This is a genomic window from Sulfitobacter litoralis (assembly GCF_900103185.1).
GTDB lineage: Bacteria > Pseudomonadota > Alphaproteobacteria > Rhodobacterales > Rhodobacteraceae > Sulfitobacter > Sulfitobacter litoralis.
Genome location: NZ_FNJD01000002.1, coordinates 124,968 through 145,715, shown reverse-complemented (window position 1 = coordinate 145,715; position 20,748 = coordinate 124,968). Strand labels below are relative to the sequence as shown.

Genomic DNA, 20,748 nt, shown 5'->3' with positions numbered 1-20,748 from the left:
TCACGGTTCACGCCCCGAATGTCAAGTTTTCCGCGCTGCCCGCAGCTTTTCGAAATAATCGACCCGTTTTTTCAGATCCCGTTCAAAGCCGCGTTCGACAGGTTGGTAAAGCTGCGGCCGCTCCATCCCGTCAGGAAAATAGTTCTGCCCCGAGAACCCGTCTTCGGCGTCATGGTCATAGGCGTACCCCGCGCCATAGCCCTGCTCTTTCATCATCTTGGTGGGCGCATTCATGATATGTTTTGGCGGCGGGGCGGACCCGGTCTGCTTCGCTGCCCGCCGCGCCGCCTTATAGGCCACATAAGCGGCGTTCGATTTCGGGGCCAGCGCCAGATAGGTCAGCGCCTGCGCAATCGCCAATTCCCCCTCGGGGGACCCGAGCCGCTCGTAGGTTTCCCACGACTGCAGACACACAGACTGCGCTTGCGGATCAGCGAGCCCGATGTCCTCGACAGCCATGCGCGTGATCCGACGCATCAGATACCGCGGGTCCTCACCACCTTCCAGCATACGCGCGAGCCAGTAAAGCGCAGCATCCGGATCGGAGCCCCGAACGGATTTGTGCAGTGCAGATATGAGGTTATAATGCGCATCGCCGCCTTTGTCATACTGTGCCGCGCGGCGCATCAGACGCGCTGACAGCGCCTTACCGTCAAGCTTTCCGTCCACCTTCCACGCGGCGACCTGTTCGATCAGGTTCAGCAGGGCACGCCCGTCGCCATCGGCCATCTCCAGCAGGTTTTCCCGCGCAGGGCCATCCAGGGGCAGGCCCCGCCCGAGCTCTTTTTCGGCCCTTTGGGCCATACGTTCCAGATCAGACAGAGGTAAACGCTCAAGCACCAGAACCTGCGACCTGCTCAAGACAGCAGCGTTCAGCTCGAAAGACGGATTCTCAGTCGTGGCCCCGACGAGCAAGATCGTCCCGTCCTCCATATGAGGCAGGAACCCGTCTTGCTGTGCCTTGTTGAAGCGATGGATCTCATCGACGAACAACAAGGTGCCCTGCCCGTTTTGCCGCCGGATTTTCGCAGCATCAAAGACTTTGCGTAGCTCGGGCACGCCGCTGAATATCGCGCTGATTTGGACAAAATGCAGGTCTGTCTCATCCGCAAGCAACCGTGCGATCGTCGTTTTGCCGACGCCAGGTGGCCCCCAGAAAATCAAAGATCCCAGTGACCCCGACTCCAACATCACGGTCAACGGCGCATCCGCGCCCAACACCTGCGACTGGCCGATCACCTCGGCCAAACTTTGTGGACGCAACCTGTCCGCCAGTGGGCGGTGCCCGCTTTCTACAACAGGCGCGTCAGAGCCGAATAGATCCGCCATTATGCTACACTCGGAACTGCAGCGACAGTCGCTGCACGCCGCGCTGTACCACCATCGACACCTGACGGCTTCCTGCCATCTGGTCGCTCACGTCGGCAGGCGTTGCGACCGTTGCGCCATTTACCGCGAGGATCACGTCACCCTGTCGCAAGCCGACGCGCGCGCCATAGGGCCCGCTATCCATCACGGCTACACCCGTCACCTCAAGCGGCAAGTTCAATTCAGCCATTACCGCGGGGTTGATCCGCGCGAGCGTTAACCCCGGCAAAAGGCTACTTTCATGCAGCGCCAGCGTCTGTCGCGGCGGTTCGTCTGGTGCTGCGATCAAGGCCACAGCGACCTCTGCCGTTTTGCCATCCCGAAGTTTGGTAACGCGCGCCTGCGCCCCCATGTCCGCCACGCTCATGCGATAGATCATCTCGGCGGGGGTATGGACCTCTTGACCGTCAACGGCGGTGATTACATCGCCCACAGCCACACCTGCCTGCAAAAACGGGCTCGCCGGATGCATTCCCGACACGATGATGCCACCCGGGCGATCCAACCCCAAGGGGCCAGCCATATCCGCATCGACTGGCTGCCCGCTCATCCCCGCCCACGGACGGGTAAATTCAGCCGCCCCGTCGCGCGCCTGCGTCATGAACGCCGCGATCAGATTCGCCGGAATAGCAAAGCCGATGCCGTTGGACCCACCCGACCGCGTCAGAATAGACGTATTGATCCCGATCAACCGCCCCTGCACATCTATCAAAGCACCGCCCGAATTGCCCGGATTGATCGGCGCATCGGTCTGGATGAAATACCCCTGCCCGCCGCCGTTCATCCCGCCCGATCGCGCAAGGCCAGACACAATGCCACTACTTACGGTTTGCCCGACCCCGAAAGGGTTGCCGATTGCAAGCGTAAGCTCCCCTACCTCTACCGTATCACTGTCGCGCAACGGCAGATGGGCAAGCCCGGCTACGTCATCAATCTTCAGGATCGCCAAATCGCTTTCAGCATCACTCAGCAACACAGTGGCCGAGAACTCGCGTCGGTCGGCCAGTACGATGCGGATGTCGGTGGCCATACCAACGACATGATAGTTCGACACGACAATCCCGTCCTCAGACAAGATCACGCCGGACCCAAGAGAGTTTTGGACACGTGGTCTCCCCGAATCAGGTCGGCGGAAAAACCGTTCGAAAAACGGATCCGCCTGCAGCGGCGTTCGGCTTTGCTCTACGATGGTACGTGCATAGATGTTCACCACGGCCGGAGTCGCTTCGCGCACCAGCGGCGCAAAGCTCAACTGGACCTGCGCGGGCGAACTGGGCACAGTCTGCGCGGCGACGGGAAAGGATAAGATGGTCAGTAGTATCAGGAGTATTCTCATACCCTCAGATATGCGCAGCCCTTTGCGCTTGCGCAACACCCATGTTCCAAATGGGCCTAAATCCTCGCCGAAGGCATAAATGCAAAAAGCCCCTGCGCAGGCAGGGGCTTTTAAAATTCGCGACAAAAGCTGATAGCTTTAGTCTTCGGCAACCTCATAGGCCGCGACGCGTGCCTTATCGTTTGCACCCTTCGCGTCGCGGTCGCGATCTACGAATTCGATGATGGCCATAGGTGCCATGTCGCCATAACGGAAGCCGGCCTTCAGGACGCGGACATAGCCACCCTGACGGTCTTTGTAGCGTGGGCCCAGGATGTCGAAGAGTTTCGCGACATACTGATCTTGCTTCAGCTTGCTTGCAGCTTGACGACGCGCGTGCAGGTCGCCGCGCTTTGCCAATGTGATCATCTTTTCGATGATTGGCTTCAATTCTTTTGCCTTAGGCAAGGTTGTTTTGATTTGCTCGTGCTCAATGAGCGAGCCCGCCATGTTCGAGAACAACGCCTTGCGGTGTTCATGTGTACGATTCAGACGGCGGTAACCACGTGCGTGACGCATTTTCTAGTCTCCAATTTGATGCCCTCTACGGGCGGTTTTACTTTGTCTGGTTGGCGTGCGTAGCGCCAACTCTCCTTGGGGCAGGTGCCCGGTCGTATTGACGGGCGGGAACAACCCCACCCGTCAAATCTCTTAGAACGAATCCTCGAACTTCTTCGCGAGGTCTTCGATGTTGTCCGGCGGCCAGTCCTCGACGTCCATGCCAAGGTGCAGACCCATGCCCGACAACACTTCCTTGATTTCGTTCAAGGATTTGCGGCCAAAGTTCGGTGTGCGCAGCATTTCTGCTTCGGTCTTCTGGATCAAATCGCCGATGTAGACGATGTTGTCGTTCTTCAGGCAATTTGCCGAACGGACAGACAATTCCAGCTCATCTACTTTCTTCAGTAGCAGCGGGTTGAATTCCAGACCGTCGTCGTCGTCTTGACGCGATGCGGATTCCGGCTCGTCGAAGTTAACGAAAATGCCCAGCTGGTCCTGCAGGATCCGCGCGGCAAATGCCACGGCATCGTCAGGTGAGATGGACCCGTCGGTCTCGACTTTCATCGTCAATTTGTCATAATCAAGCACCTGACCTTCGCGGGTCGGTTGCACGTCATAGGACACTTTTTTGACCGGCGAATAGATGGCGTCGATCGGGATCAAGCCGATAGGCGCATCTTCTGGCTTGTTCTTATCTGCCGCAACATAGCCCTTGCCGGTGTTAACCGTCAGTTCCATGTAAACGTCAGCATTGTCATCCAAGTGGCAGATGACGTGATCGCGGTTCAGAATTTCGATACCGGCGCTTTCAGAGATGTCACCGGCAGTGACAACACCTGGGCCTTTGGCAGAGATCGACAGGCGCTTTGGCCCTTCGACTTCCATGCGCAGCGAAACGCCTTTGAGGTTCAGAACGATGTCGGTGACATCTTCACGAACGCCAGTAACGCTCGAAAATTCGTGCAAAACATTATCAATTTGTACGGAAGTAATGGCAGCGCCTTGCAACGACGACATCAGAACGCGGCGTAGCGCGTTGCCCATTGTCAAACCAAAGCCACGCTCGAGCGGCTCGGCAATGACAGTCGCCTGACGTGCTGGGTCATTGCCCGGCTTCACGTCCAACTGCTGTGGCTTAATCAATTCAGCCCAATTTTTGTGGATCATACGTCCCTCCATTCCTGTCCTGCGCCCCATGTCCAAATGGCGAAGAACTCCCGAGGTTTCAACAAAGCAGTAAGAGGCCGAGCGCGAACGCGCGGCCCCTTTTGTAACTTAATCTCTTAAACGCGGCGGCGTTTCGGAGGGCGGCAGCCGTTGTGCGCCATTGGGGTCACGTCACGGATGGATGTGATGTTGAACCCGGCAGCAGCCAGTGCGCGCAGGGCGCTTTCGCGGCCCGAACCGGGGCCTTGCACTTCGACTTCCAGCGTTTTCACGCCGTGGTCTTGAGCTTTTTTGCCTGCATCTTCAGCAGCCATCTGAGCCGCATAAGGTGTCGATTTACGCGACCCTTTAAAGCCCATGGTACCAGCTGAGGACCATGCAATTGCGTTGCCCTGAACGTCGGAGATCAGGATTTTCGTGTTATTGAAGCTGGAGTTAACATGCGCCACACCTGCGGCGATGTTCTTGGAAACCTTACGCTTCGTCTTTGTCTTTTCGCGTGCCATTGATCAGACCCTCCCTTACTTCTTCTTACCAGCAATGGCCTTTGCAGGGCCTTTGCGCGTACGAGCGTTGGTGTGAGTACGCTGACCACGAACCGGCAGGTTGCGACGGTGGCGCAAACCACGGTAGCAGCCAAGGTCCATCAGACGCTTGATGTTCATCTGCGTATCACGACGCAGGTCACCTTCAACGGTGTAGTTCTCGTCGATGAATTCGCGGATCTTCAGGATTTCAGCGTCCGAAAGTTCGTTGATACGACGGGTGGAATCGATGCCAACAGCTTCGCAAATAGCAGCTGCGGAGGAGTTACCGATACCGGTGATATATGTGAGGGCGATTGGAACCCGCTTTGCAGTCGGGATGTTTACGCCGGCAATACGTGCCACGTGGGTGCTTCCTTTTCGTTGCGGGTCCGTCATACCAGACCCTTTTTTCACAACGTGAAGCCCGAGGCGTTTGTGCCGTCGGGCTCCAGCTGATCAGGTGTTCATGCGCAGGGTATGATCGGTGCCCGTTGCAATTCGATTCTCATACGAGATACGGCTGGTTATGGGGAATTAACCGGCGCGTCAACCCATAGCGACGGCAGAGCGTATGGATTGGTATTGCGATCGAATACCCGCCTGCCCTGCCCCAAGAAACGGCAAAACGGCGCGTCGGAAAACGCGCCGTTGTCTACCATTGCTTGATGCTTGGATTATGCGTCCAAAACCTTCGTGATGCTGTCCTGAACCTCTTTGATATCGGCCAGACCATCAACGCGCGTGAGCATATTATGCGCGTAATAGTACCCCAACAGCGGAGAGGTTTTCTTGTAGTATTCCATCAAACGATTCCGGAGGCTTTCCTCGTTATCATCTGCACGGCGTTTGAAGTCGGATGCGCCGCATTTCTCGCATTTGCCGTCGGCTGGCTGTGGCTTGGTGACGTCGTGATAGACTTCACCACAGTTGCCACAGGTAGAGCGCCCGGAGATCCGTGCGACCAGCGCTTCGTCGTCGACGCCCAGCTGGATCACGTGGTCCAATGGCTTGCCTGTCGCTTCCAGCAGCTCACCAAGCGCTGTGGCCTGCGCCAATGTGCGCGGGAACCCGTCAAAGATGAAACCACCGTGGTCGGTCGTGTCTTCGAGTTTTTCGCGGATGAGGCCGATCACTATCTCGTCGGTGACCAAATCGCCGCGGGCCATGACATCGGCAACCATATTGCCCATCTCGGTCCCGCTGTCTTTGGCTTCGCGCAGCATGTCGCCGGTAGAGAGCTGAACCATGTTACGTGTCTCTACCAAGTGACGCGCTTGTGTACCTTTACCCGCTCCGGGTGGTCCTAAGAGAATAATGTTCATCGACGTACCGGGCTCCGTTTTTTCCGTGGTTTGCCAGACTTACCACGCAGTTGGGAACGTTCAAGCAGACCTTCATACTGATGTGCCAGCAAATGGCTTTGTACTTGTTGGATGGTATCCATGGTGACCGACACAACGATCAGCACCGATGTACCGCCGAAATAGAATGGGATTGCGAACTGACCCCGCAGAATTTCGGGCAGCAGCATCACCGCAACCAGATATGCAGACCCAAGTACCAAGACGCGGTTAACCACATATTCAAGATATTCGGCTGTTTTCTTGCCGGGGCGGATACCGGGAACGAAGCCGTTCTGGTTTTTCAGGTTATCCGCGACATCATCAGGTTTAAAGCTGACGTTGAAGGTATAAAAATAAGCAAAAAAGACAATCATCAAGACGAAGAATAACAGGTATAGGGGTTGCCCTGGTCCGAAATTTGCCAAGAGGACCGACATTACCGGGCCGGTGGAATTCCCAGAGAACGTGCTGATCGTGATCGGAAGCAACAGAAGCGAGCTTGCGAAAATCGCCGGGATAACGCCCGCCGGGTTCACCTTGACCGGAAGATGCGATGACCCTCCGTCGTACATCTTCTGGCCGACCTGACGGCGCGGATATTGGATGTGGATTTTGCGCAAGGCGCGCTCCATGAAGACGACGAACATGATCGTCACGATCACCATGACAAGAACACCGACGATCACCGCCGGGCTGATCGCACCGGACCGGCCAGACGAAAAGAACTGAGCGATTGCGGCTGGCACCTCGGCAATGATGCCGACGAAGATAATCAATGAGATACCGTTGCCGATGCCGCGTGCTGTGATCTGCTCGCCCAGCCACATCAGGAACATGGTCCCGCCGACCAGCGTAATCATGCACGCAATGCGGAAATACATGCCCGGATCGGCGGCGATATCACCAGCTTCTAGCGATACCGCAAGGCCATAGGCCTGCAGTGTCGCCAGTGCGACGGTGCCGAAGCGTGTGTATTGGTTGATCTTTTTACGCCCCTGCTCGCCCTCTTTCTTAAGCTGCTCAAGCGCGGGGACCATCGAAGTCATCAACTGAACGATGATCGATGCGGAGATATAGGGCATGATACCCAAAGCGAAGATACCCATACGGCCAAGAGCGCCGCCGGTGAACATGGACACCATGCCGCCGATCCCTTGACCCGCGCTTTCCATAAATTGGCGCAGGGCGGTGCCGTCGATCCCGGGAACCGGAATGAACGTGCCAAGGCGATAAACGATCAACAACCCCAGAGTGAATAGAATCCGGTTGCGCAGGTCTGTTGCCTTGCCCAACGCGGACCAACTGGTGTTGGCGGCCATGCTTTCGACGGCTGATACCATGATATAGGGCTCTTTCTTTGCAAAAACGCCGCCCAGGCCGTTTTCCGGCGGGCGGCATTTGGGAAAACTCGATTGACTATGTAAGCGGGACGCGTCCCGCTCACAAGGCAAAAGGTCGGGTTACGCGTCTGCGTTTGCCGCGGAAGGTGCTGCGACGGTCAGTTTGCCGCCCGCTTTTTCGACCGCTTCGACCGCGGATTTGGACGCGCCGTATACCTGAAGATCAACCTTGGCGTTGAAGTCGCCTTTCGCCAAAACACGGATGCCGTCCAGTTTGCGACGTACCAGACCCGAAGAGATCAGTGCATCTTCGGTGATCGCAGCAGAAGCGTCGATCTTTTTCGCGTCGATGAATTTCTGGATCAGGCCCAGGTTCACAACCGCATAGGACTTCCGGTTCGGCTTGGTAAAGCCACGCTTAGGAAGACGTTGGTACAAAGGCATTTGACCGCCTTCGAAACCTTTGATCGCGACACCCGAACGGGATTTTTGACCTTTGATACCACGGCCACCCATTTTACCGGTGCCGGAACCAGGACCACGGCCAACGCGCTTGCGTTTCTTGTTGGCACCTTCGTTATCAGACAGTTCATGAAGTTTCATGTCGCTTCTCCTTTTGCCGGATGTGGCCCCCAGCGACGGGAGTGGCCAAACGCGGCGTTTCATATGATTCTCGTGGCGGATTGGTGGCCACTGGGCGGCGTATAAACGGGAGAGACAGCGGTTTCAAGCCCCCTGCCCTCACCGGCACAACCCGGCTTAACGAAAAACGCCTCGCAGTGTTCTGCGAGGCGTTATAGATTGGCAAAAGGGCGTCATCGGAACCCTTCACTTTCAGGCGAAAGCGTTCAGCCTTTTTCTTCGATGATCTCTACCATGTGAGAGATCTTGCGGATCATGCCGCGAACGGAAGGTGTGTCTTCCAGTTCACGTACACGGTGCATTTTGTTAAGGCCCAAACCAATCAACGTAGCGCGCTGGTCGGCGGGGCGGCGGATTGGCGAACCAACCTGCTTGATAACGATTGTCTTAGCCATGCTTATGCCTCCTCAGCCACTTGTGCGGACGATTCAACATTGTCCTCACGCTTGGGCAGAATGTCTGCAACTTTCTTGCCGCGACGCTGAGCAACAGCACGTGGCGAGGATTCTTTTTTCAGACCGTCCATGGTGGCACGGATCATGTTGTAAGGGTTCTGCGTCCCGATGGACTTGGATACAACGTCCTTGATGCCCAACATTTCGAATACGGCACGCATCGGACCACCGGCGATGATCCCGGTACCTTCTGGTGCTGTCCGCATTACAACGCGACCGGCGCCGTGACGGCCTTCCATGTCGTGGTGCAATGTACGGCCTTCGCGCAGTTGAACGCGAATCATTTGGCGCTTGGCTTGCTCGGTGGCCTTGCGAATGGCTTCTGGAACCTCTTTCGCTTTGCCTTTGCCGAAGCCTACACGGCCCTTTTGGTCGCCAACAACGACAAGTGCAGCGAAGCCAAAGCGCTTACCACCCTTAACGGTCTTGGAAACGCGGTTGATCGCCACTAGGCGGTCGGCGAATTCGGGTGTCTCGTCGCGTTGGTTGCGGCGGTTACCACCCCGGTTGTCATCTCTTGCCATGCGGCATCATCCTTTTGGTGCTGCGCTTGCGCGCGTCATAATGTCAATCCAAGTGGGCCAAGCCCCCGGATCATCGAGGCGGCACGTGACCCGTGCCGCCTACGTTGGCTTAGATTTTCAGACCGCCTTCGCGGGCTGCATCGGCCAAAGCTTTGATTTTGCCGTGGAACAGGAAACCACCACGGTCAAAATATGCTTCTTTCACACCGGCCTTTTGAGCACGTTCGGCGATTGCCGAGCCAACCTTGGTCGCTGCGTCGATGTTGTTTTTGCCAACAACACCCAGGTCTTTTTCCATCGAAGACGCGGAGGCCAGTGTGACCCCGTTTACGTCGTCGATCAGCTGGGCGCTGATGTTTTTGTTCGAGCGATGCACGGAGAGACGAAGACGCCCCGCGTTGACCCGGCGAAGTTTGTTCCGAACGCGCAGGCGGCGTTTCAGAAACAGTTGTCTTTTGCTGTTTGCCATCTGAGCTATCCTTACTTCTTCTTGCCTTCTTTGCGGAAGACGAACTCACCCTTATAGCGGATGCCTTTGCCCTTGTAGGGCTCGGGCTTGCGCCAAGCGCGAATGTTCGCAGCGACTTGACCAACAAGCTGTTCGTCAATGCCTTCTACCACAATCTCGGTCTGTTTCGGGGCTGTGACTGTCACACCTTCAGGTGCGACATAGTCAACATCATGCGACAGGCCCAGGTTCAAGCGCAGCGTGTTGCCGTTCATGGCAGCACGATAACCAACACCCTGGATCTCAAGCTCTTTCTTGAAGCCGGCGGTAACACCGGTCACAAGGTTTTCGACCATCGTGCGGCTCATGCCCCACTGCTGGCGCGCGCGCTTGGATTTGCCGCGTGGTGTGATGGTGACCACGTTGTCTTCGACAGTCAATGTAACGTCGTCAGTCGCCTTGAAGGAACGGGTTCCCTTTGGGCCTTTGACTTCGATGGTCTGCCCGCTCACGGATGCTGAAACACCGCTTGGCAGGTCGACCGGTTTTTTACCAATACGAGACATTTTGTTCTCCTTAGAATACGGTGCAGAGCACTTCGCCGCCAACATTGTGGCTGCGTGCATTCTGATCCGACATCACACCCTTGGGGGTGGAGACAATCGACACACCGAGGCCCTGACGGACAACGGGGATGTCATTGACGCCCATGTAGACGCGACGACCGGGCTTGGAGACCCGCTTCAGTTCGCGAATAACAGGTTCGCCCTCGTAATACTTGAGGCTGATCTCGATGGCGGGATGGCCATCAACACCAGTTTTTGCTTCGTAGCCACGAATGTAGCCTTCGTCCGCAAGCACGTCCAGAACCCATGCACGCAGCTTGGAAGCAGGTGTCATGACGGTGGATTTGCCGCGCATCGAAGAGTTACGGATGCGTGTCAGCATATCTGCGATAGGATCGTTCATCTGATGCGCTCCTTACCAGCTCGACTTGACCATGCCGGGGATTTGGCCGCTCGAGCCAAGATCCCGCAGCGCGATCCGCGAAATTTTCAGTTTACGGTAATAAGCGTGTGGACGGCCTGTCAGCTGGCAGCGGTTGTGCAGACGCACAGCGCTGGAGTTGCGAGGCAGTTTCGCCAGCTTCAGGGAAGCGCGGAACCGCTCTTCCATGGGCTTGGATTCGTCGCTTACGATCTCTTTCAAGGCAGCGCGCTTTTCAGCGTACTTCTTGACCAGTGCTTCGCGCTTCTTTTCGCGCTCGATCATGGATTTCTTAGCCATATCTAAATCCTCCCCGCGCTTACGATGTGAAGGGCATGTTGAATGCTTTCAACAGTGCCTTCGCTTCAGCGTCGGTTTTCGCCGTGGTGGCGATCACGATGTCCATTCCCCAAGTCTCGTCAACTTTATCAAAGTCGATTTCGGGGAACACGATGTGCTCTTTCAAGCCCATGGCGTAGTTGCCACGGCCGTCAAAGCTTTTGCCGTTGATGCCGCGGAAGTCGCGGATACGAGGCATTGCGATCGTGATCAGACGATCCAGGAATTCGTACATACGTTCGCCACGCAGGGTAACTTTCGCACCCAATGGCATGTCTTCACGTACGCGGAAACCAGCGATGGATTTCTTGGCAACTGTTGTCAGCGCTTTTTGGCCGGCAATCGTTGTCAGATCTTCCTGTGCGGATTTTGCTTTCTTGCTGTCACGAACAGCTTCAGCACCACAGCCGATGTTCAGGACGATTTTATCCAGACGCGGGATCTGCATTTCGTTCTTATAACCGAACTCTTCCTTCAGCGTCGCACGGATCTTGTCCTTGTACTCGACCTTCAGGCGGGGTGTGTATGTTGCGTTATCAAGCATCGATCACGTCCCCCGTGGTTTTTGCAAAGCGCACTTTCTTGTCGCCTTCGATTTTGAACCCAACGCGCGTGGCCTTGCCGTTGGCATCAACCAACGACAGGTTGCTCAGGTCGATTGGCATCGCTTTGGGAATACGGCCGCCTTGCGACGTCTGGGACTGACGCGTGGCGCGGATTGCCATGTTGATACCATCTACGATTGCTTTGTTGGCCTTCGGGTCAACAGACGAGATGGAACCCGTCTTGCCCTTGTCCTTGCCAGCAAGCACGATGACTTTGTCACCTTTGCGAAGTTTAGCAGCCATTACAGCACCTCCGGCGCAAGCGAGATAATCTTCATGAAGTTTTTGGCGCGCAGTTCGCGAACAACTGGGCCGAAGATACGTGTACCTACGGGCTCATTCGAGTTGTTCAGAATGACGGCGGCGTTACGATCGAAACGGATGGCTGTGCCATCGTCACGACGAACTTCTTTGGCTGTGCGAACGACGACGGCTTTACGCACGTCACCCTTTTTCACACGACCGCGAGGGATGGCTTCCTTGACCGACACGACAATGATGTCGCCGACTGATGCGTATTTACGCTTGGAACCACCCAATACCTTGATGCACTGAACACGGCGAGCGCCGCTGTTGTCAGCAACATCCAGGTTGGTCTGCATCTGGATCATTTGGTTTCTCCCGACCTTCTGGGGGGCGATGCGTGCCCTATCCCCAGGGTTTCGATTAAGTTGGTCCGCCCGAAATGGGCTTCTCGCTCGTGCCTTTGCGCCTTGCTGCCCTCAGAGTCAAGGGAACAAGACGTTCAGGCCCGAGCGAGCAGCGCCTTAAGCCTCAGCGGCTTGCAGCACTTCCCAACGTTTGGTTTTCGACTTTGGTGCACATTCGATGATGCGAACGCTGTCGCCCACTTTGAATGTGTTGTTCTCATCGTGAGCCCGGTACTTTTTGGACTTACGGATGGTTTTCTTCAGAACCGGGTGTGTAAAGCGACGCTCTACGGATACGGTTACTGTCTGTTCGTTGGCATCGCTTGTCACGGTGCCTGTCAGGATACGTTTGGGCATACTCTCAGGCTCCTACTATTCTGCAGATGCCGCGGCAGCGGCTTTCTGGTTAAGAACGGTTTTGACACGTGCGACGTCACGCTTAACGGTCTTCAAACGTGCGGCATTTTCCAGCTGGCCAGTGGCTTGCTGAAAACGCAGGTTGAAGGATTCTTTCTTGAGGTTAACAAGCTCATCCCGGAGCTGGTCCGGCGTCTTGTCGTGTAGTTCTTTGGCGTTCATCGCCTCATCCTTTCGACATCACCAGTAGGCCCCTTATGGGTGACCATGATTCTGGTGGAGTTCATGTGAAAGGTTCCTCTACATGCCCTACCCCACTTTGGCAAGCGAGGTTTCTACGAAACCGTATCGCCACGCTGCGCAGGCTGATGTAGAACGGCCCTATGTCACAGATAGAATCCCTTTTCGTCACCCGTCTTTACCGCGCCGCTTTGTCAGAGCACGGTCAACCCGTCGACCCGTCCGAGCTTGAGGCCGCGTGCCTGTCCATTGCCGAGGATGACGAGGCCGGCCAGGAGTGGTGCGAGGAACATGATTTCCCCGGCTACACCAGCTATGCGTCCTTGACGGATCTGCCATGGCGGTTCCCGATCTTTAAGACGGTCAAAAAAGCGCTGGATAAGCACGTCAAGGCCTTTGCCAAGGATCTGGCGTTTGATCTGGACGGGCGCAAGCTCAAGCTTGAAGACATCTGGATCAATATCCTGCCCGAGGGCGGCATCCATACCGCGCATATCCACCCGCATTCGGTCATCTCTGGCACAACTTATGTGGCGATGCCCGAAGGGACCAGTGCGCTCAAGCTCGAGGATCCGCGTCTGCCAATGATGATGGCGGCCCCCGGTCGCCAAAAAGACGCACCCCAAGAGCTGCGCCAGTTCGTTTATGCGAAGCCCGTCGTCGGTGACGTGCTGCTCTGGGAAAGCTGGCTGCGCCACGAGGTGCCGATGAACATGTCTGAAGAAGACCGTATTTCGGTCTCGTTCAACTACGCTTGGGGTTAACCACGCTTGGGCGGCGTTGCCTTGCGCGCCGCCTCTTGCTCCTTCACGGCAGCCTTTTCCTCTTTGGTCAGCTTATTGCCCCACTGATTGTTGCTAAGCCCCAGATCATCCGGCATCGGCTTGGTCTTACCCTTTTTGATCGTACCCCCCTTATCAAGAAACGCTTTGATCAGGTCTTCGTCGGTGGTGGGCTTGGGCACATGTTTCATGTCAGCTCCTATAGGCGGGTTAACCCCAGCCTATGCGCCACGCCTTGCGCTGGCTAGACCCTGCCGCCGCTTATTCATCACGCATTAATGTTTCAAAAATCGCGGGCTGGATCACGTCACCGCGGGTTCAGCACCTTGTGACTAGGATTGCATGTATCTCGGTGCCATCTCGACCCCGTTACCGTAAACGATGCGCACATAAGGAAGCCCCACGTGGATAGACCAAACCAAAGCCCCCTGCCCGCTCTTGCCCTTGCCGGGCTGATTGGTGAACTCACCTTCGAAGCCTATGCATGGCTCGCGTCCCCGATCCTGTTCGGCGTCAAGCTAGAGCCGGCCAATCTTGTCATTGGTCTCGGCAAAAAACTTTTGAGCCTCGACCTGCCCTATGCCGCAGCCTTCGCCATCCACTTTCTGATCGGGGCATTGGGATTTGCAGCGGTAGTCTATCTGACCAAGCGGATTACACAGCTCGGCTATTTCGGCTCGGGTGCTTTGGCCGGAGTCATCTTATGGTTTGTCGCCCAAGGCATCTTGGCGCCACTGATGGGGCGTAGCTTTATGATGGGTTTTGGCACCTACACGCAGTCATCCTTTGTGGGCCACGTCGGCATGACGATTGTCATTGCGATGGTCTGGCAGAAACTGGCGCGCCGCCCCGCCAAGCTGTTTAACTAAACCCTGCACCGACCGACAAAAGAAAAAGCCCCCGCTGATGGATCAGCGGGGGCTTTTCTATTCATTCCTCCGACATGTGTCGAAGCGAAGGTCTTACCAATCTTCGCGTACAACGACGCGTGTTTTGATTGGCAGCTTCATCGCAGCAAGACGCAGAGCTTCTTGTGCAACGTCCTCGGCGACACCGTCGATTTCGAACATTACACGGCCTGGCTTGACCTTGCAGACCCAACGATCCACGGAACCTTTACCTTTACCCATACGAACTTCGATGGGCTTTGCGGTGACAGGTACATCCGGGAAAATGCGGATCCAGACACGGCCTTGACGTTTCATGTGACGCGTCATGGCACGACGAGCAGCTTCGATCTGGCGTGCGGTGACCCGCTCGGGCTCGAGAGCCTTCAGACCGTAGGTGCCAAAGTTCAGGTCAGACCCGCCCTTTGCCAGACCTTTGATCCGACCTTTGTGCTGCTTGCGGAATTTAGTACGCTTTGGTTGTAGCATCTCTCATTCCCCCTTAGCGACGACCGCCGGCACCGCGAGGTGCTGGGCCGTCTTGCATTTCTTGTGCCTTACGGTCACGCGCTGCCGGGTCATGTTCCATGATCTCGCCTTTGAAGATCCAGGTCTTGATCCCGATGATGCCATAGGCAGTCATCGCTTCGACATGTGCGTAATCGATGTCTGCACGCAGAGTGTGGAGCGGCACGCGGCCTTCACGGTACCATTCGGTACGCGCGATTTCTGCACCACCCAGACGACCGGCAACGTTTACGCGGATACCCAGGGCACCCATACGCATGGCGTTCTGTACCGCACGCTTCATGGCACGACGGAAAGAAACCCGGCGTTCCAGCTGTTGTGCGATGGATTCACCAACAAGGGCTGCGTCCAGCTCTGGCTTGCGCACTTCAACGATGTTGAGGTGCAGGTCAGATTTGGTGATCTTGGCGATTTTCTGGCGCAGACCTTCGATGTCTGCACCCTTCTTGCCGATGATCACACCGGGGCGCGCTGTGTGGATCGTAACGCGGCACTTCTTGTGTGGGCGTTCGATGATCACACGGGCGATACCAGCCTGTGCACATTCTTTCTTGATGAAGTCACGGATGGCAAGGTCTTCGAGCAGAAGATCACCATAGTCCTTCGTATCGGCGTACCAGCGGCTGTCCCAGGTGCGGTTGACCTGAAGACGCATACCGATCGGATTTACTTTGTTACCCATCAGGCTTGCTCCTCAACTTGACGCACGACGATCGTGATTTCCGAAAACGGCTTGATAATCTTGCCGAAACGGCCACGCGCACGTGGACGACCACGCTTCATGATCAGGTTTTTGCCGACATATGCTTCGGCAACGACCAGTTCATCCACGTCAAGGTTGTGGTTGTTTTCGCCGTTCGCGATGGCGGACTGAAGGCATTTCTTCACGTCCAGTGCGATCCGTTTTTTGGAGAAGGTCAGGTCCGTCAGAGCCTTGTCTACCTTCTTGCCACGGATCATCGCGGCGACGAGGTTCAGTTTCTGCGGGCTTGTGCGAAGCATGCGCAGTTTTGCGCGGGCTTCGTTATCGGCCACGCGGCGGGGATTCTTATCCTTGCTCATGGCTTATTTCCGCTTCGCTTTTTTGTCGGCTGCGTGACCATAATAGGTGCGAGTTGGCGAATACTCACCAAACTTCTGACCAATCATCTCTTCGCTGACGTTTACAGGGATGTGCTTATGACCGTTGTACACACCGAACGTCAGGCCAACAAACTGTGGCAAGATCGTGGAACGGCGCGACCAAATTTTGATCACTTCGCTGCGACCGCTTTCGCGGGAGGCTTCGGCCTTTTTGAGGACATAAGAGTCAACAAAAGGACCTTTCCATACTGAACGAGACATCTATTAACGCCCCTTCTTCTTGGCGTGGCGCGAGCGTAGGATAAGCTTGCTGGACGCTTTGTTCTTGTTGCGGGTTTTTGCACCCTTTGTGGGCTTGCCCCAGGGCGTAACAGGGTGACGACCACCCGAGGTACGGCCTTCACCACCACCGTGAGGGTGGTCGATCGGGTTCATAACAACACCACGTACCGAAGGGCGGATGCCCTTGTGACGCATGCGGCCCGCTTTACCGTAGTTCTGGTTGGAGTTGTCAGGGTTGGACACGGCACCAACGGTGGCCATGCATTCCTGACGCACCAGACGCAGTTCGCCCGAGGACAAACGGATCTGAGCGTATCCACCATCACGGCCTACGAACTGTGCGTAGGTACCGGCGGCGCGTGCGATCTGGCCGCCTTTGCCTGGCTTCATTTCGATGTTGTGAACGATTGTACCGATAGGCATGCCCGAAAATGGCATAGCGTTACCAGGCTTGATGTCGGCCTTGGCCGAGGAAATCACCTTGTCGCCGACAGCGATACGCTGTGGTGCCAGGATGTAAGCCTGTTCGCCGTCTTCGTACTGGATCAGTGCGATGAATGCGGTCCGGTTAGGGTCATATTCGATCCGTGCGACAACAGCGGACATGTCCAGCTTGTTGCGTTTGAAATCGACGATACGGTAAAGGCGCTTTGCCCCACCGCCTGTGCGACGCATTGTGATCCGTCCGGTGTTGTTCCGACCGCCTGATTTGGTCAAACCCTGTGTAAGGGATTTGACCGGGCGGCCTTTCCAAAGCTCCGAACGGTCGATCAGTACCAGCCCACGCTGGCCTGGCGTCGTCGGTTTGTACGACTTGAGTGCCATGTTCTCTGTCTTCCGTTTTGCTTGTCCCCGGCCCCGTCGTGATGGTGCCGAGATGGTTGTAGGGCCCCGAAGGTCCCCAATTTGAAATGCCAGACAAAGAACCCCTTTGCCGGACGTTGCGTGCGGCTAGAACCTACCAACGCGCAAAACGACACAGCCCCGGACGAATCCGGGGCACTGCCGATGGGGTCGTTTAGGGTAGGATCACCCGAGGGTCAAGGGAGCGTCGGGGAATAGTCGGCAAAAGCCGACCGACCTGACCCTGATGCGTCTTACTGTGCCATCGACTTGATCTTGCGCGCCACGCTTTGCACGGACGGATCAGCTGCCTTCGGGACAATCCGGTACACTGCGTTCACGAAGCAAAACAACGAGAACATCAGTAGCCCTGCACAGAGAAGCCCCACCAGAATGCGCCCATAGGCCTGCTGGTGCAACCATTCAAAAGCCGCATCAATGCCACCGGTATCCGATGCATTCGCGCTCATCGCGGCGTAAACGATCAGACCGCCGATGATCAGCACAACAACCCCCTGCGCGGCGACACCGATACGCAAAGCCGGGTTCCAGTGCATGGTAAAATGGTTGGCTTCCAGATGTTCACGGTATGACTGCGTCGCAGCTTTGTAGAAATAGTAGAATCCGGTGCCCATTGTGACCAACCCTATCCCGCCGACAACCCAGACGCCTGCCGGCGTTTGAAGGAACTGGTTCAAGAGCTCTTTGCTGCTCGACCCCGAAGACGAAACCCCCAGCACAGTGACGGCCAAGGCACCGATTGCGCCGTGGATAATACCGGTGACCAGCATCCCAATGCGCGCGACAATACCTTTCGCGCCGGACCCGTAAGCCTCAAGATCCCAAAAGCTATCGACAGCGCGCCAGATCGCATAGGCAAACATGCCCGTAGCAATGGCAAAGATCACGGCAAAGCCGGTCGCCCCATCCAACGACTGCAGCGTTGATTTCGTGCCCTCGGCCTGCCCGCCCGACAAGACGGACCACAAGGACAATCCAGCAACCACCAGATAAACCAACCCGCGTCCGGCATAGCCAGTGCGCATAATCGGCACGGCCCAGGAGAAGTCATCTGGGTCGATGTGTGATAGAATTTCCGATCGGGTGGATTGATGGCTATTGGCCGACATTGTGACGATACCCCTTCGCGCAAAGCCGGCACCGGAAAGCGGGGCCCTTACTTTGATGACATGTGGGACAACAACGCACCGCTGGTCGGCAAGTTCCCGCGAATGAGCCCAAATAGGCATCGTCACTCCAAACGCAATCGCCAAATAGGAAAAGGCCCCCCACCTTGCGGTGAGGGGCCTTTCATTTTTCGCGTCCAGTCTGACTTACAGACCGGTGGATACGTCGATGGTGTTACCCTCTTCGAGCATAACGTAAGCCTTCTTAACGTCCTTCCGGCGCCCCATCTGGCCGCGGAAACGCTTTGCCTTGCCTTTGGTGATGGACGTGTTCACGGCCTTCACCTTGACACCAAAGAGAGCTTCAACAGCTTCTTTGATCATTGGCTTGTTGCTGTCGATCGCGACTTCGAAAACGACGGCGTTGTGCTCGGAAGCCATTGTCGCTTTTTCAGTGATGATCGGCTTGCGGATCACATCGTAATGTTCGTGCTTGGCGCTCATTTCAAACGGGCCTCCAGTGCTTCGATCCCTGCTTTGGTGATCACGAGTGTATCACGCTTGAGGATGTCATAGACGTTTGCACCCATCGTTGGCAGGATATCCAGACCTTCGATGTTGCGCGCGGCTTGCAAGAAGTTCTCATTTACCGAGGCACCGTCGATGATCAACGCGCGTTTCCAGCCCAGGTTCTTAACCTGTTTGGCCAAAGCTGCGGTTTTCCCATCCGAGTTTACATCGTCGATGATAACCAGGCTGCCTGTTTTTGCCTTGGCAGACAAAGCGTGGCGCAGACCCAGTTTGCGGAACTTCTTGGTCAGTTCGTGGCCGTGGCTACGCGGGGTCGGACCCTTGTAGATACCACCCTTACGGAAGATCGGTGCAGAACGTGCGCCGTGGCGTGCGCCGCCGGTGCCTTTCTGACGATAGATCTTCTTGGTCGAATAGCTGACCTCGGACCGTGTCTTGACCTTGTGCGTACCCTGCTGCGCGTTGTTACGCTGCCAGCGGACAACACGGTGCAGAATGTCGGCGCGTGGCTCAAGACCGAACAGGGCCTCGTCCAGGTCTACCGAACCGGCTGCGCCGCCGTCGAGTTTGATGACATCAAGTTTCATTCGTCACCTTCCTTCTTGTCCGACTCAATGGATGCTTCGGCTTCTGCAAGGGCGGCAGCTTCGGTTGCTGCTTGCTCTTCAGCCAAGCGTGCTGCTTCGGCTTCGGCTTCTGCGGCTGCTGCTGCGGCGGCTTCTTCAGCTGCTTTAGCGGCTTCGTCTGCAGCAGATTTCAAAGCGGCGGGCAGGATTGCGTCTTCGGGGAACGGCTTTTTCACCGCATCCTTAACAGTCACCCAACCACCTTTGGAGCCTGGAACGGCACCTTTGACCATGATCAGACCACGTACGCTGTCCGTTTTGACAACCTCGAGGTTCTGAGTTGTTACACGAGCGGAACCCATGTGACCGGCCATTTTTTTGCCTTTGAAAACCTTGCCCGGATCCTGACACTGACCGGTGGAACCGTGCGAACGGTGAGATACAGAAACACCGTGTGTCGCACGCAAACCGCCAAAGTTGTGGCGCTTCATCGCACCGGCAAAACCTTTACCGATAGATGTGCCTGCAACGTCAACATACTGACCAGCAAAGTAATGATCGGCGATGATTTCTTCGCCGACGTTCAACATGGCTTCTGGGTCGATGCGGAATTCCGCGACCTTACGCTTTGGTTCAACCTTTGCTGCTGCAAAGTGACCGCGCATGGCTTGCGACGTCCGTTTAACCTTGGCTGTACCTGCGCCGAGCTGAACAGCTGTGTAGCCGTCCCGTTCGATGGTACGCTGAGCAACAACCTGAAGTTTGTCGAGCTGAAGAACGGTCACAGGGATCTGCTTGCCGTCTTCCATGAACAAACGGGTCATGCCCATTTTTTTTGCAATAACGCCTGAGCGCAACATAATATTACCCTCCTACGCTTATGACTGCAGCTTGATCTCGACGTCCACACCAGCGGCCAGGTCGAGCTTCATCAGCGCGTCCACGGTCTGGGGGGTCGGATCAACGATATCCAGCAGACGCTTGTGCGTGCGGATTTCGAACTGGTCACGGGATTTCTTGTCAACGTGTGGGCCACGCAGAACAGTGAATTTCTCGATCTTGTTCGGCAGCGGAATTGGGCCGCGAACAGATGCACCGGTACGCTTGGCGGTGTTGACGATTTCTTGTGTGGACGCATCCAGCACACGGTAATCGAACGCCTTCAAACGGATGCGGATGTTTTGGCTTTGTGCCATATGTCATCATCCCTCATTGGGAGTAGAAACGAAGAGGAAGAGACGCCTCATCACG

33 protein-coding genes are annotated in these 20,748 nt (G+C 56.1%); 2 read left to right on the top strand and 31 right to left on the bottom strand.

From position 1 onward, the window contains the following. Nucleotides 1-21: 21 nt before the first annotated feature. The 20 genes from BLQ98_RS02620 to rpmC all read right to left on the bottom strand — a co-directional run bounded on the left by BLQ98_RS02620 (nucleotide 22) and on the right by rpmC (nucleotide 12,850). On the bottom strand, nucleotides 22-1,329 hold the full coding sequence (locus BLQ98_RS02620) for a replication-associated recombination protein A (RefSeq protein WP_093731790.1): 1,308 nt from the start codon (nucleotides 1,327-1,329) through the stop codon (nucleotides 22-24). 4 nt (nucleotides 1,330-1,333) lie between these two features. Continuing rightward, on the bottom strand, nucleotides 1,334-2,704 hold the full coding sequence (locus BLQ98_RS02615; RefSeq protein WP_093731789.1) for a trypsin-like peptidase domain-containing protein: 1,371 nt from the start codon (nucleotides 2,702-2,704) through the stop codon (nucleotides 1,334-1,336). A gap of 138 nt (nucleotides 2,705-2,842) precedes the next feature. Then, entirely contained in the window at nucleotides 2,843-3,262 is a 420-nt protein-coding gene (gene rplQ, locus BLQ98_RS02610) for a 50S ribosomal protein L17 (RefSeq protein ID WP_005849785.1), read from the bottom strand. A 132-nt stretch (nucleotides 3,263-3,394) separates the two neighbouring features. Then, nucleotides 3,395-4,411 (bottom strand): DNA-directed RNA polymerase subunit alpha, encoded by a 1,017-nt coding sequence (locus tag BLQ98_RS02605; protein ID WP_093731788.1) that lies wholly within the window; start codon nucleotides 4,409-4,411, stop codon nucleotides 3,395-3,397. 116 nt (nucleotides 4,412-4,527) lie between these two features. Beyond that, complete coding sequence (gene rpsK, locus BLQ98_RS02600) at nucleotides 4,528-4,917, bottom strand: 30S ribosomal protein S11 (RefSeq protein WP_093731787.1); 390 nt, start codon at nucleotides 4,915-4,917, stop codon at nucleotides 4,528-4,530. 15 nt (nucleotides 4,918-4,932) lie between these two features. Beyond that, complete coding sequence (gene rpsM, locus BLQ98_RS02595; RefSeq protein WP_093731943.1) at nucleotides 4,933-5,301, bottom strand: 30S ribosomal protein S13; 369 nt, start codon at nucleotides 5,299-5,301, stop codon at nucleotides 4,933-4,935. Nucleotides 5,302-5,612: 311 nt separating this feature from the next. Further along, nucleotides 5,613-6,260, bottom strand: coding sequence for an adenylate kinase (locus BLQ98_RS02590; protein WP_093731786.1), 648 nt, complete (start codon nucleotides 6,258-6,260; stop codon nucleotides 5,613-5,615). Beyond that, nucleotides 6,257-7,621 carry a preprotein translocase subunit SecY gene (gene secY, locus BLQ98_RS02585; protein ID WP_093731785.1) on the bottom strand — a complete coding sequence of 455 codons (1,365 nt, stop codon included), beginning with the start codon at nucleotides 7,619-7,621 and terminating at the stop codon, nucleotides 6,257-6,259. Before secY ends, BLQ98_RS02590 begins: the two co-directional genes overlap by 4 nt. Nucleotides 7,622-7,741: 120 nt before the next feature. Further along, a complete protein-coding gene (rplO, locus tag BLQ98_RS02580) occupies nucleotides 7,742-8,224 on the bottom strand; it encodes a 50S ribosomal protein L15 (protein ID WP_093731784.1) in 483 nt (160 codons plus the stop codon). Nucleotides 8,225-8,469: 245 nt separating this feature from the next. Further along, nucleotides 8,470-8,658 carry a 50S ribosomal protein L30 gene (gene rpmD / locus BLQ98_RS02575; RefSeq protein ID WP_005849797.1) on the bottom strand — a complete coding sequence of 63 codons (189 nt, stop codon included), beginning with the start codon at nucleotides 8,656-8,658 and terminating at the stop codon, nucleotides 8,470-8,472. A gap of 2 nt (nucleotides 8,659-8,660) precedes the next feature. Further along, the gene (gene rpsE, locus BLQ98_RS02570; RefSeq protein ID WP_093731783.1) at nucleotides 8,661-9,242 is read right to left on the bottom strand and encodes a 30S ribosomal protein S5; all 582 of its coding nucleotides are present in this window, start codon (nucleotides 9,240-9,242) and stop codon (nucleotides 8,661-8,663) included. 109 nt (nucleotides 9,243-9,351) lie between these two features. Beyond that, nucleotides 9,352-9,711, bottom strand: a complete 360-nt coding sequence (gene rplR, locus BLQ98_RS02565) for a 50S ribosomal protein L18 (RefSeq protein ID WP_093731782.1) — start codon at nucleotides 9,709-9,711, stop codon at nucleotides 9,352-9,354. Between the two features lie 11 nt (nucleotides 9,712-9,722). Further along, nucleotides 9,723-10,256, bottom strand: a complete 534-nt coding sequence (gene rplF / locus BLQ98_RS02560; RefSeq protein WP_093731781.1) for a 50S ribosomal protein L6 — start codon at nucleotides 10,254-10,256, stop codon at nucleotides 9,723-9,725. A 10-nt stretch (nucleotides 10,257-10,266) separates the two neighbouring features. Next, complete coding sequence (gene rpsH / locus BLQ98_RS02555; RefSeq protein WP_093731780.1) at nucleotides 10,267-10,659, bottom strand: 30S ribosomal protein S8; 393 nt, start codon at nucleotides 10,657-10,659, stop codon at nucleotides 10,267-10,269. A gap of 12 nt (nucleotides 10,660-10,671) precedes the next feature. Next, on the bottom strand, nucleotides 10,672-10,977 hold the full coding sequence (gene rpsN / locus BLQ98_RS02550) for a 30S ribosomal protein S14 (protein ID WP_007118851.1): 306 nt from the start codon (nucleotides 10,975-10,977) through the stop codon (nucleotides 10,672-10,674). A gap of 19 nt (nucleotides 10,978-10,996) precedes the next feature. Further along, complete coding sequence (gene rplE, locus BLQ98_RS02545; RefSeq protein ID WP_093731779.1) at nucleotides 10,997-11,560, bottom strand: 50S ribosomal protein L5; 564 nt, start codon at nucleotides 11,558-11,560, stop codon at nucleotides 10,997-10,999. Then, a complete protein-coding gene (rplX, locus tag BLQ98_RS02540) occupies nucleotides 11,553-11,864 on the bottom strand; it encodes a 50S ribosomal protein L24 (RefSeq protein ID WP_093731778.1) in 312 nt (103 codons plus the stop codon). Before rplX ends, rplE begins: the two co-directional genes overlap by 8 nt. Beyond that, nucleotides 11,864-12,232 (bottom strand): 50S ribosomal protein L14, encoded by a 369-nt coding sequence (rplN, locus tag BLQ98_RS02535; protein WP_093731777.1) that lies wholly within the window; start codon nucleotides 12,230-12,232, stop codon nucleotides 11,864-11,866. Before rplN ends, rplX begins: the two co-directional genes overlap by 1 nt. Before the next feature lie 156 nt (nucleotides 12,233-12,388). Then, entirely contained in the window at nucleotides 12,389-12,628 is a 240-nt protein-coding gene (gene rpsQ / locus BLQ98_RS02530) for a 30S ribosomal protein S17 (RefSeq protein WP_008224956.1), read from the bottom strand. 15 nt (nucleotides 12,629-12,643) lie between these two features. Next, nucleotides 12,644-12,850 carry a 50S ribosomal protein L29 gene (gene rpmC, locus BLQ98_RS02525; protein WP_093731776.1) on the bottom strand — a complete coding sequence of 69 codons (207 nt, stop codon included), beginning with the start codon at nucleotides 12,848-12,850 and terminating at the stop codon, nucleotides 12,644-12,646. A gap of 161 nt (nucleotides 12,851-13,011) precedes the next feature. On the opposite strand from rpmC, the gene BLQ98_RS02520 reads away from it, so the two are divergent. Next, nucleotides 13,012-13,632, top strand: a complete 621-nt coding sequence (locus BLQ98_RS02520; RefSeq protein ID WP_093731775.1) for a TIGR02466 family protein — start codon at nucleotides 13,012-13,014, stop codon at nucleotides 13,630-13,632. Here the strand turns inward: BLQ98_RS02520 and BLQ98_RS02515 are convergent. Continuing rightward, on the bottom strand, nucleotides 13,629-13,841 hold the full coding sequence (locus BLQ98_RS02515; protein ID WP_093731774.1) for a hypothetical protein: 213 nt from the start codon (nucleotides 13,839-13,841) through the stop codon (nucleotides 13,629-13,631). The two genes, BLQ98_RS02520 and BLQ98_RS02515, sit on opposite strands and share 4 nt — an antisense overlap. Nucleotides 13,842-14,054: 213 nt before the next feature. Here BLQ98_RS02515 and BLQ98_RS02510 point away from each other — a divergent pair, with 213 nt between their 5' ends. Further along, a complete protein-coding gene (locus BLQ98_RS02510; RefSeq protein ID WP_093731773.1) occupies nucleotides 14,055-14,519 on the top strand; it encodes a hypothetical protein in 465 nt (154 codons plus the stop codon). 93 nt (nucleotides 14,520-14,612) lie between these two features. Here BLQ98_RS02510 and rplP read toward each other — a convergent pair whose 3' ends face one another. The 10 genes from rplP to rpsJ all read right to left on the bottom strand — a co-directional run bounded on the left by rplP (nucleotide 14,613) and on the right by rpsJ (nucleotide 20,693). Then, complete coding sequence (gene rplP / locus BLQ98_RS02505) at nucleotides 14,613-15,026, bottom strand: 50S ribosomal protein L16 (RefSeq protein ID WP_093731772.1); 414 nt, start codon at nucleotides 15,024-15,026, stop codon at nucleotides 14,613-14,615. Between the two features lie 13 nt (nucleotides 15,027-15,039). Further along, nucleotides 15,040-15,747 carry a 30S ribosomal protein S3 gene (gene rpsC / locus BLQ98_RS02500; protein WP_093731771.1) on the bottom strand — a complete coding sequence of 236 codons (708 nt, stop codon included), beginning with the start codon at nucleotides 15,745-15,747 and terminating at the stop codon, nucleotides 15,040-15,042. Next, on the bottom strand, nucleotides 15,747-16,127 hold the full coding sequence (gene rplV, locus BLQ98_RS02495) for a 50S ribosomal protein L22 (RefSeq protein WP_093731770.1): 381 nt from the start codon (nucleotides 16,125-16,127) through the stop codon (nucleotides 15,747-15,749). The genes rpsC and rplV overlap by 1 nt, the downstream gene beginning before the upstream one ends. A gap of 3 nt (nucleotides 16,128-16,130) precedes the next feature. Beyond that, on the bottom strand, nucleotides 16,131-16,409 hold the full coding sequence (rpsS, locus tag BLQ98_RS02490) for a 30S ribosomal protein S19 (protein WP_005849833.1): 279 nt from the start codon (nucleotides 16,407-16,409) through the stop codon (nucleotides 16,131-16,133). A gap of 3 nt (nucleotides 16,410-16,412) precedes the next feature. Then, on the bottom strand, nucleotides 16,413-17,255 hold the full coding sequence (gene rplB, locus BLQ98_RS02485; RefSeq protein ID WP_005849835.1) for a 50S ribosomal protein L2: 843 nt from the start codon (nucleotides 17,253-17,255) through the stop codon (nucleotides 16,413-16,415). A 272-nt stretch (nucleotides 17,256-17,527) separates the two neighbouring features. Beyond that, nucleotides 17,528-18,403, bottom strand: a complete 876-nt coding sequence (locus tag BLQ98_RS02480; RefSeq protein WP_093731769.1) for a DUF1206 domain-containing protein — start codon at nucleotides 18,401-18,403, stop codon at nucleotides 17,528-17,530. Between the two features lie 204 nt (nucleotides 18,404-18,607). Continuing rightward, nucleotides 18,608-18,904, bottom strand: a complete 297-nt coding sequence (locus BLQ98_RS02475; protein ID WP_093731768.1) for a 50S ribosomal protein L23 — start codon at nucleotides 18,902-18,904, stop codon at nucleotides 18,608-18,610. Beyond that, nucleotides 18,901-19,518: a 50S ribosomal protein L4 gene (gene rplD, locus BLQ98_RS02470; RefSeq protein ID WP_093731767.1), complete on the bottom strand. Its 618-nt coding sequence runs from the start codon at nucleotides 19,516-19,518 to the stop codon at nucleotides 18,901-18,903. Before rplD ends, BLQ98_RS02475 begins: the two co-directional genes overlap by 4 nt. Further along, nucleotides 19,515-20,357 carry a 50S ribosomal protein L3 gene (gene rplC, locus BLQ98_RS02465; protein ID WP_093731766.1) on the bottom strand — a complete coding sequence of 281 codons (843 nt, stop codon included), beginning with the start codon at nucleotides 20,355-20,357 and terminating at the stop codon, nucleotides 19,515-19,517. Before rplC ends, rplD begins: the two co-directional genes overlap by 4 nt. Before the next feature lie 18 nt (nucleotides 20,358-20,375). Next, nucleotides 20,376-20,693, bottom strand: a complete 318-nt coding sequence (rpsJ, locus tag BLQ98_RS02460) for a 30S ribosomal protein S10 (RefSeq protein ID WP_005849850.1) — start codon at nucleotides 20,691-20,693, stop codon at nucleotides 20,376-20,378. Between the last annotated feature and the right edge of the window lie 55 nt (nucleotides 20,694-20,748).

Excerpts from the sequence above, each read along its gene's own strand:
- BLQ98_RS02620 (WP_093731790.1), bottom strand. The coding sequence starts at position 1,329 with ATGGCGGATCTATTCGGCTCTGACGCGCCTGTTGTAGAAAGCGGGCAC.
- BLQ98_RS02615 (WP_093731789.1), bottom strand. The coding sequence starts at position 2,704 with ATGAGAATACTCCTGATACTACTGACCATCTTATCCTTTCCCGTCGCC.
- rplQ (WP_005849785.1), bottom strand. The coding sequence starts at position 3,262 with ATGCGTCACGCACGTGGTTACCGCCGTCTGAATCGTACACATGAACAC.
- BLQ98_RS02605 (WP_093731788.1), bottom strand. The coding sequence starts at position 4,411 with ATGATCCACAAAAATTGGGCTGAATTGATTAAGCCACAGCAGTTGGAC.
- rpsK (WP_093731787.1), bottom strand. The coding sequence starts at position 4,917 with ATGGCACGCGAAAAGACAAAGACGAAGCGTAAGGTTTCCAAGAACATC.
- BLQ98_RS02590 (WP_093731786.1), bottom strand. The coding sequence starts at position 6,260 with ATGAACATTATTCTCTTAGGACCACCCGGAGCGGGTAAAGGTACACAA.
- secY (WP_093731785.1), bottom strand. The coding sequence starts at position 7,621 with ATGGTATCAGCCGTCGAAAGCATGGCCGCCAACACCAGTTGGTCCGCG.
- rplO (WP_093731784.1), bottom strand. The coding sequence starts at position 8,224 with ATGAAACTTCATGAACTGTCTGATAACGAAGGTGCCAACAAGAAACGC.
- rpmD (WP_005849797.1), bottom strand. The coding sequence starts at position 8,658 with ATGGCTAAGACAATCGTTATCAAGCAGGTTGGTTCGCCAATCCGCCGC.
- rpsE (WP_093731783.1), bottom strand. The coding sequence starts at position 9,242 with ATGGCAAGAGATGACAACCGGGGTGGTAACCGCCGCAACCAACGCGAC.
- rplR (WP_093731782.1), bottom strand. The coding sequence starts at position 9,711 with ATGGCAAACAGCAAAAGACAACTGTTTCTGAAACGCCGCCTGCGCGTT.
- rplF (WP_093731781.1), bottom strand. The coding sequence starts at position 10,256 with ATGTCTCGTATTGGTAAAAAACCGGTCGACCTGCCAAGCGGTGTTTCA.
- rpsH (WP_093731780.1), bottom strand. The coding sequence starts at position 10,659 with ATGAACGATCCTATCGCAGATATGCTGACACGCATCCGTAACTCTTCG.
- rpsN (WP_007118851.1), bottom strand. The coding sequence starts at position 10,977 with ATGGCTAAGAAATCCATGATCGAGCGCGAAAAGAAGCGCGAAGCACTG.
- rplE (WP_093731779.1), bottom strand. The coding sequence starts at position 11,560 with ATGCTTGATAACGCAACATACACACCCCGCCTGAAGGTCGAGTACAAG.
- rplX (WP_093731778.1), bottom strand. The coding sequence starts at position 11,864 with ATGGCTGCTAAACTTCGCAAAGGTGACAAAGTCATCGTGCTTGCTGGC.
- rplN (WP_093731777.1), bottom strand. The coding sequence starts at position 12,232 with ATGATCCAGATGCAGACCAACCTGGATGTTGCTGACAACAGCGGCGCT.
- rpsQ (WP_008224956.1), bottom strand. The coding sequence starts at position 12,628 with ATGCCCAAACGTATCCTGACAGGCACCGTGACAAGCGATGCCAACGAA.
- rpmC (WP_093731776.1), bottom strand. The coding sequence starts at position 12,850 with ATGAACGCCAAAGAACTACACGACAAGACGCCGGACCAGCTCCGGGAT.
- BLQ98_RS02520 (WP_093731775.1), top strand. The coding sequence starts at position 13,012 with ATGTCACAGATAGAATCCCTTTTCGTCACCCGTCTTTACCGCGCCGCT.
- BLQ98_RS02515 (WP_093731774.1), bottom strand. The coding sequence starts at position 13,841 with ATGAAACATGTGCCCAAGCCCACCACCGACGAAGACCTGATCAAAGCG.
- rplP (WP_093731772.1), bottom strand. The coding sequence starts at position 15,026 with ATGCTACAACCAAAGCGTACTAAATTCCGCAAGCAGCACAAAGGTCGG.
- rpsC (WP_093731771.1), bottom strand. The coding sequence starts at position 15,747 with ATGGGTAACAAAGTAAATCCGATCGGTATGCGTCTTCAGGTCAACCGC.
- rplV (WP_093731770.1), bottom strand. The coding sequence starts at position 16,127 with ATGAGCAAGGATAAGAATCCCCGCCGCGTGGCCGATAACGAAGCCCGC.
- rpsS (WP_005849833.1), bottom strand. The coding sequence starts at position 16,409 with ATGTCTCGTTCAGTATGGAAAGGTCCTTTTGTTGACTCTTATGTCCTC.
- rplB (WP_005849835.1), bottom strand. The coding sequence starts at position 17,255 with ATGGCACTCAAGTCGTACAAACCGACGACGCCAGGCCAGCGTGGGCTG.
- BLQ98_RS02480 (WP_093731769.1), bottom strand. The coding sequence starts at position 18,403 with ATGTCGGCCAATAGCCATCAATCCACCCGATCGGAAATTCTATCACAC.
- BLQ98_RS02475 (WP_093731768.1), bottom strand. The coding sequence starts at position 18,904 with ATGAGCGCCAAGCACGAACATTACGATGTGATCCGCAAGCCGATCATC.
- rplD (WP_093731767.1), bottom strand. The coding sequence starts at position 19,518 with ATGAAACTTGATGTCATCAAACTCGACGGCGGCGCAGCCGGTTCGGTA.
- rplC (WP_093731766.1), bottom strand. The coding sequence starts at position 20,357 with ATGTTGCGCTCAGGCGTTATTGCAAAAAAAATGGGCATGACCCGTTTG.
- rpsJ (WP_005849850.1), bottom strand. The coding sequence starts at position 20,693 with ATGGCACAAAGCCAAAACATCCGCATCCGTTTGAAGGCGTTCGATTAC.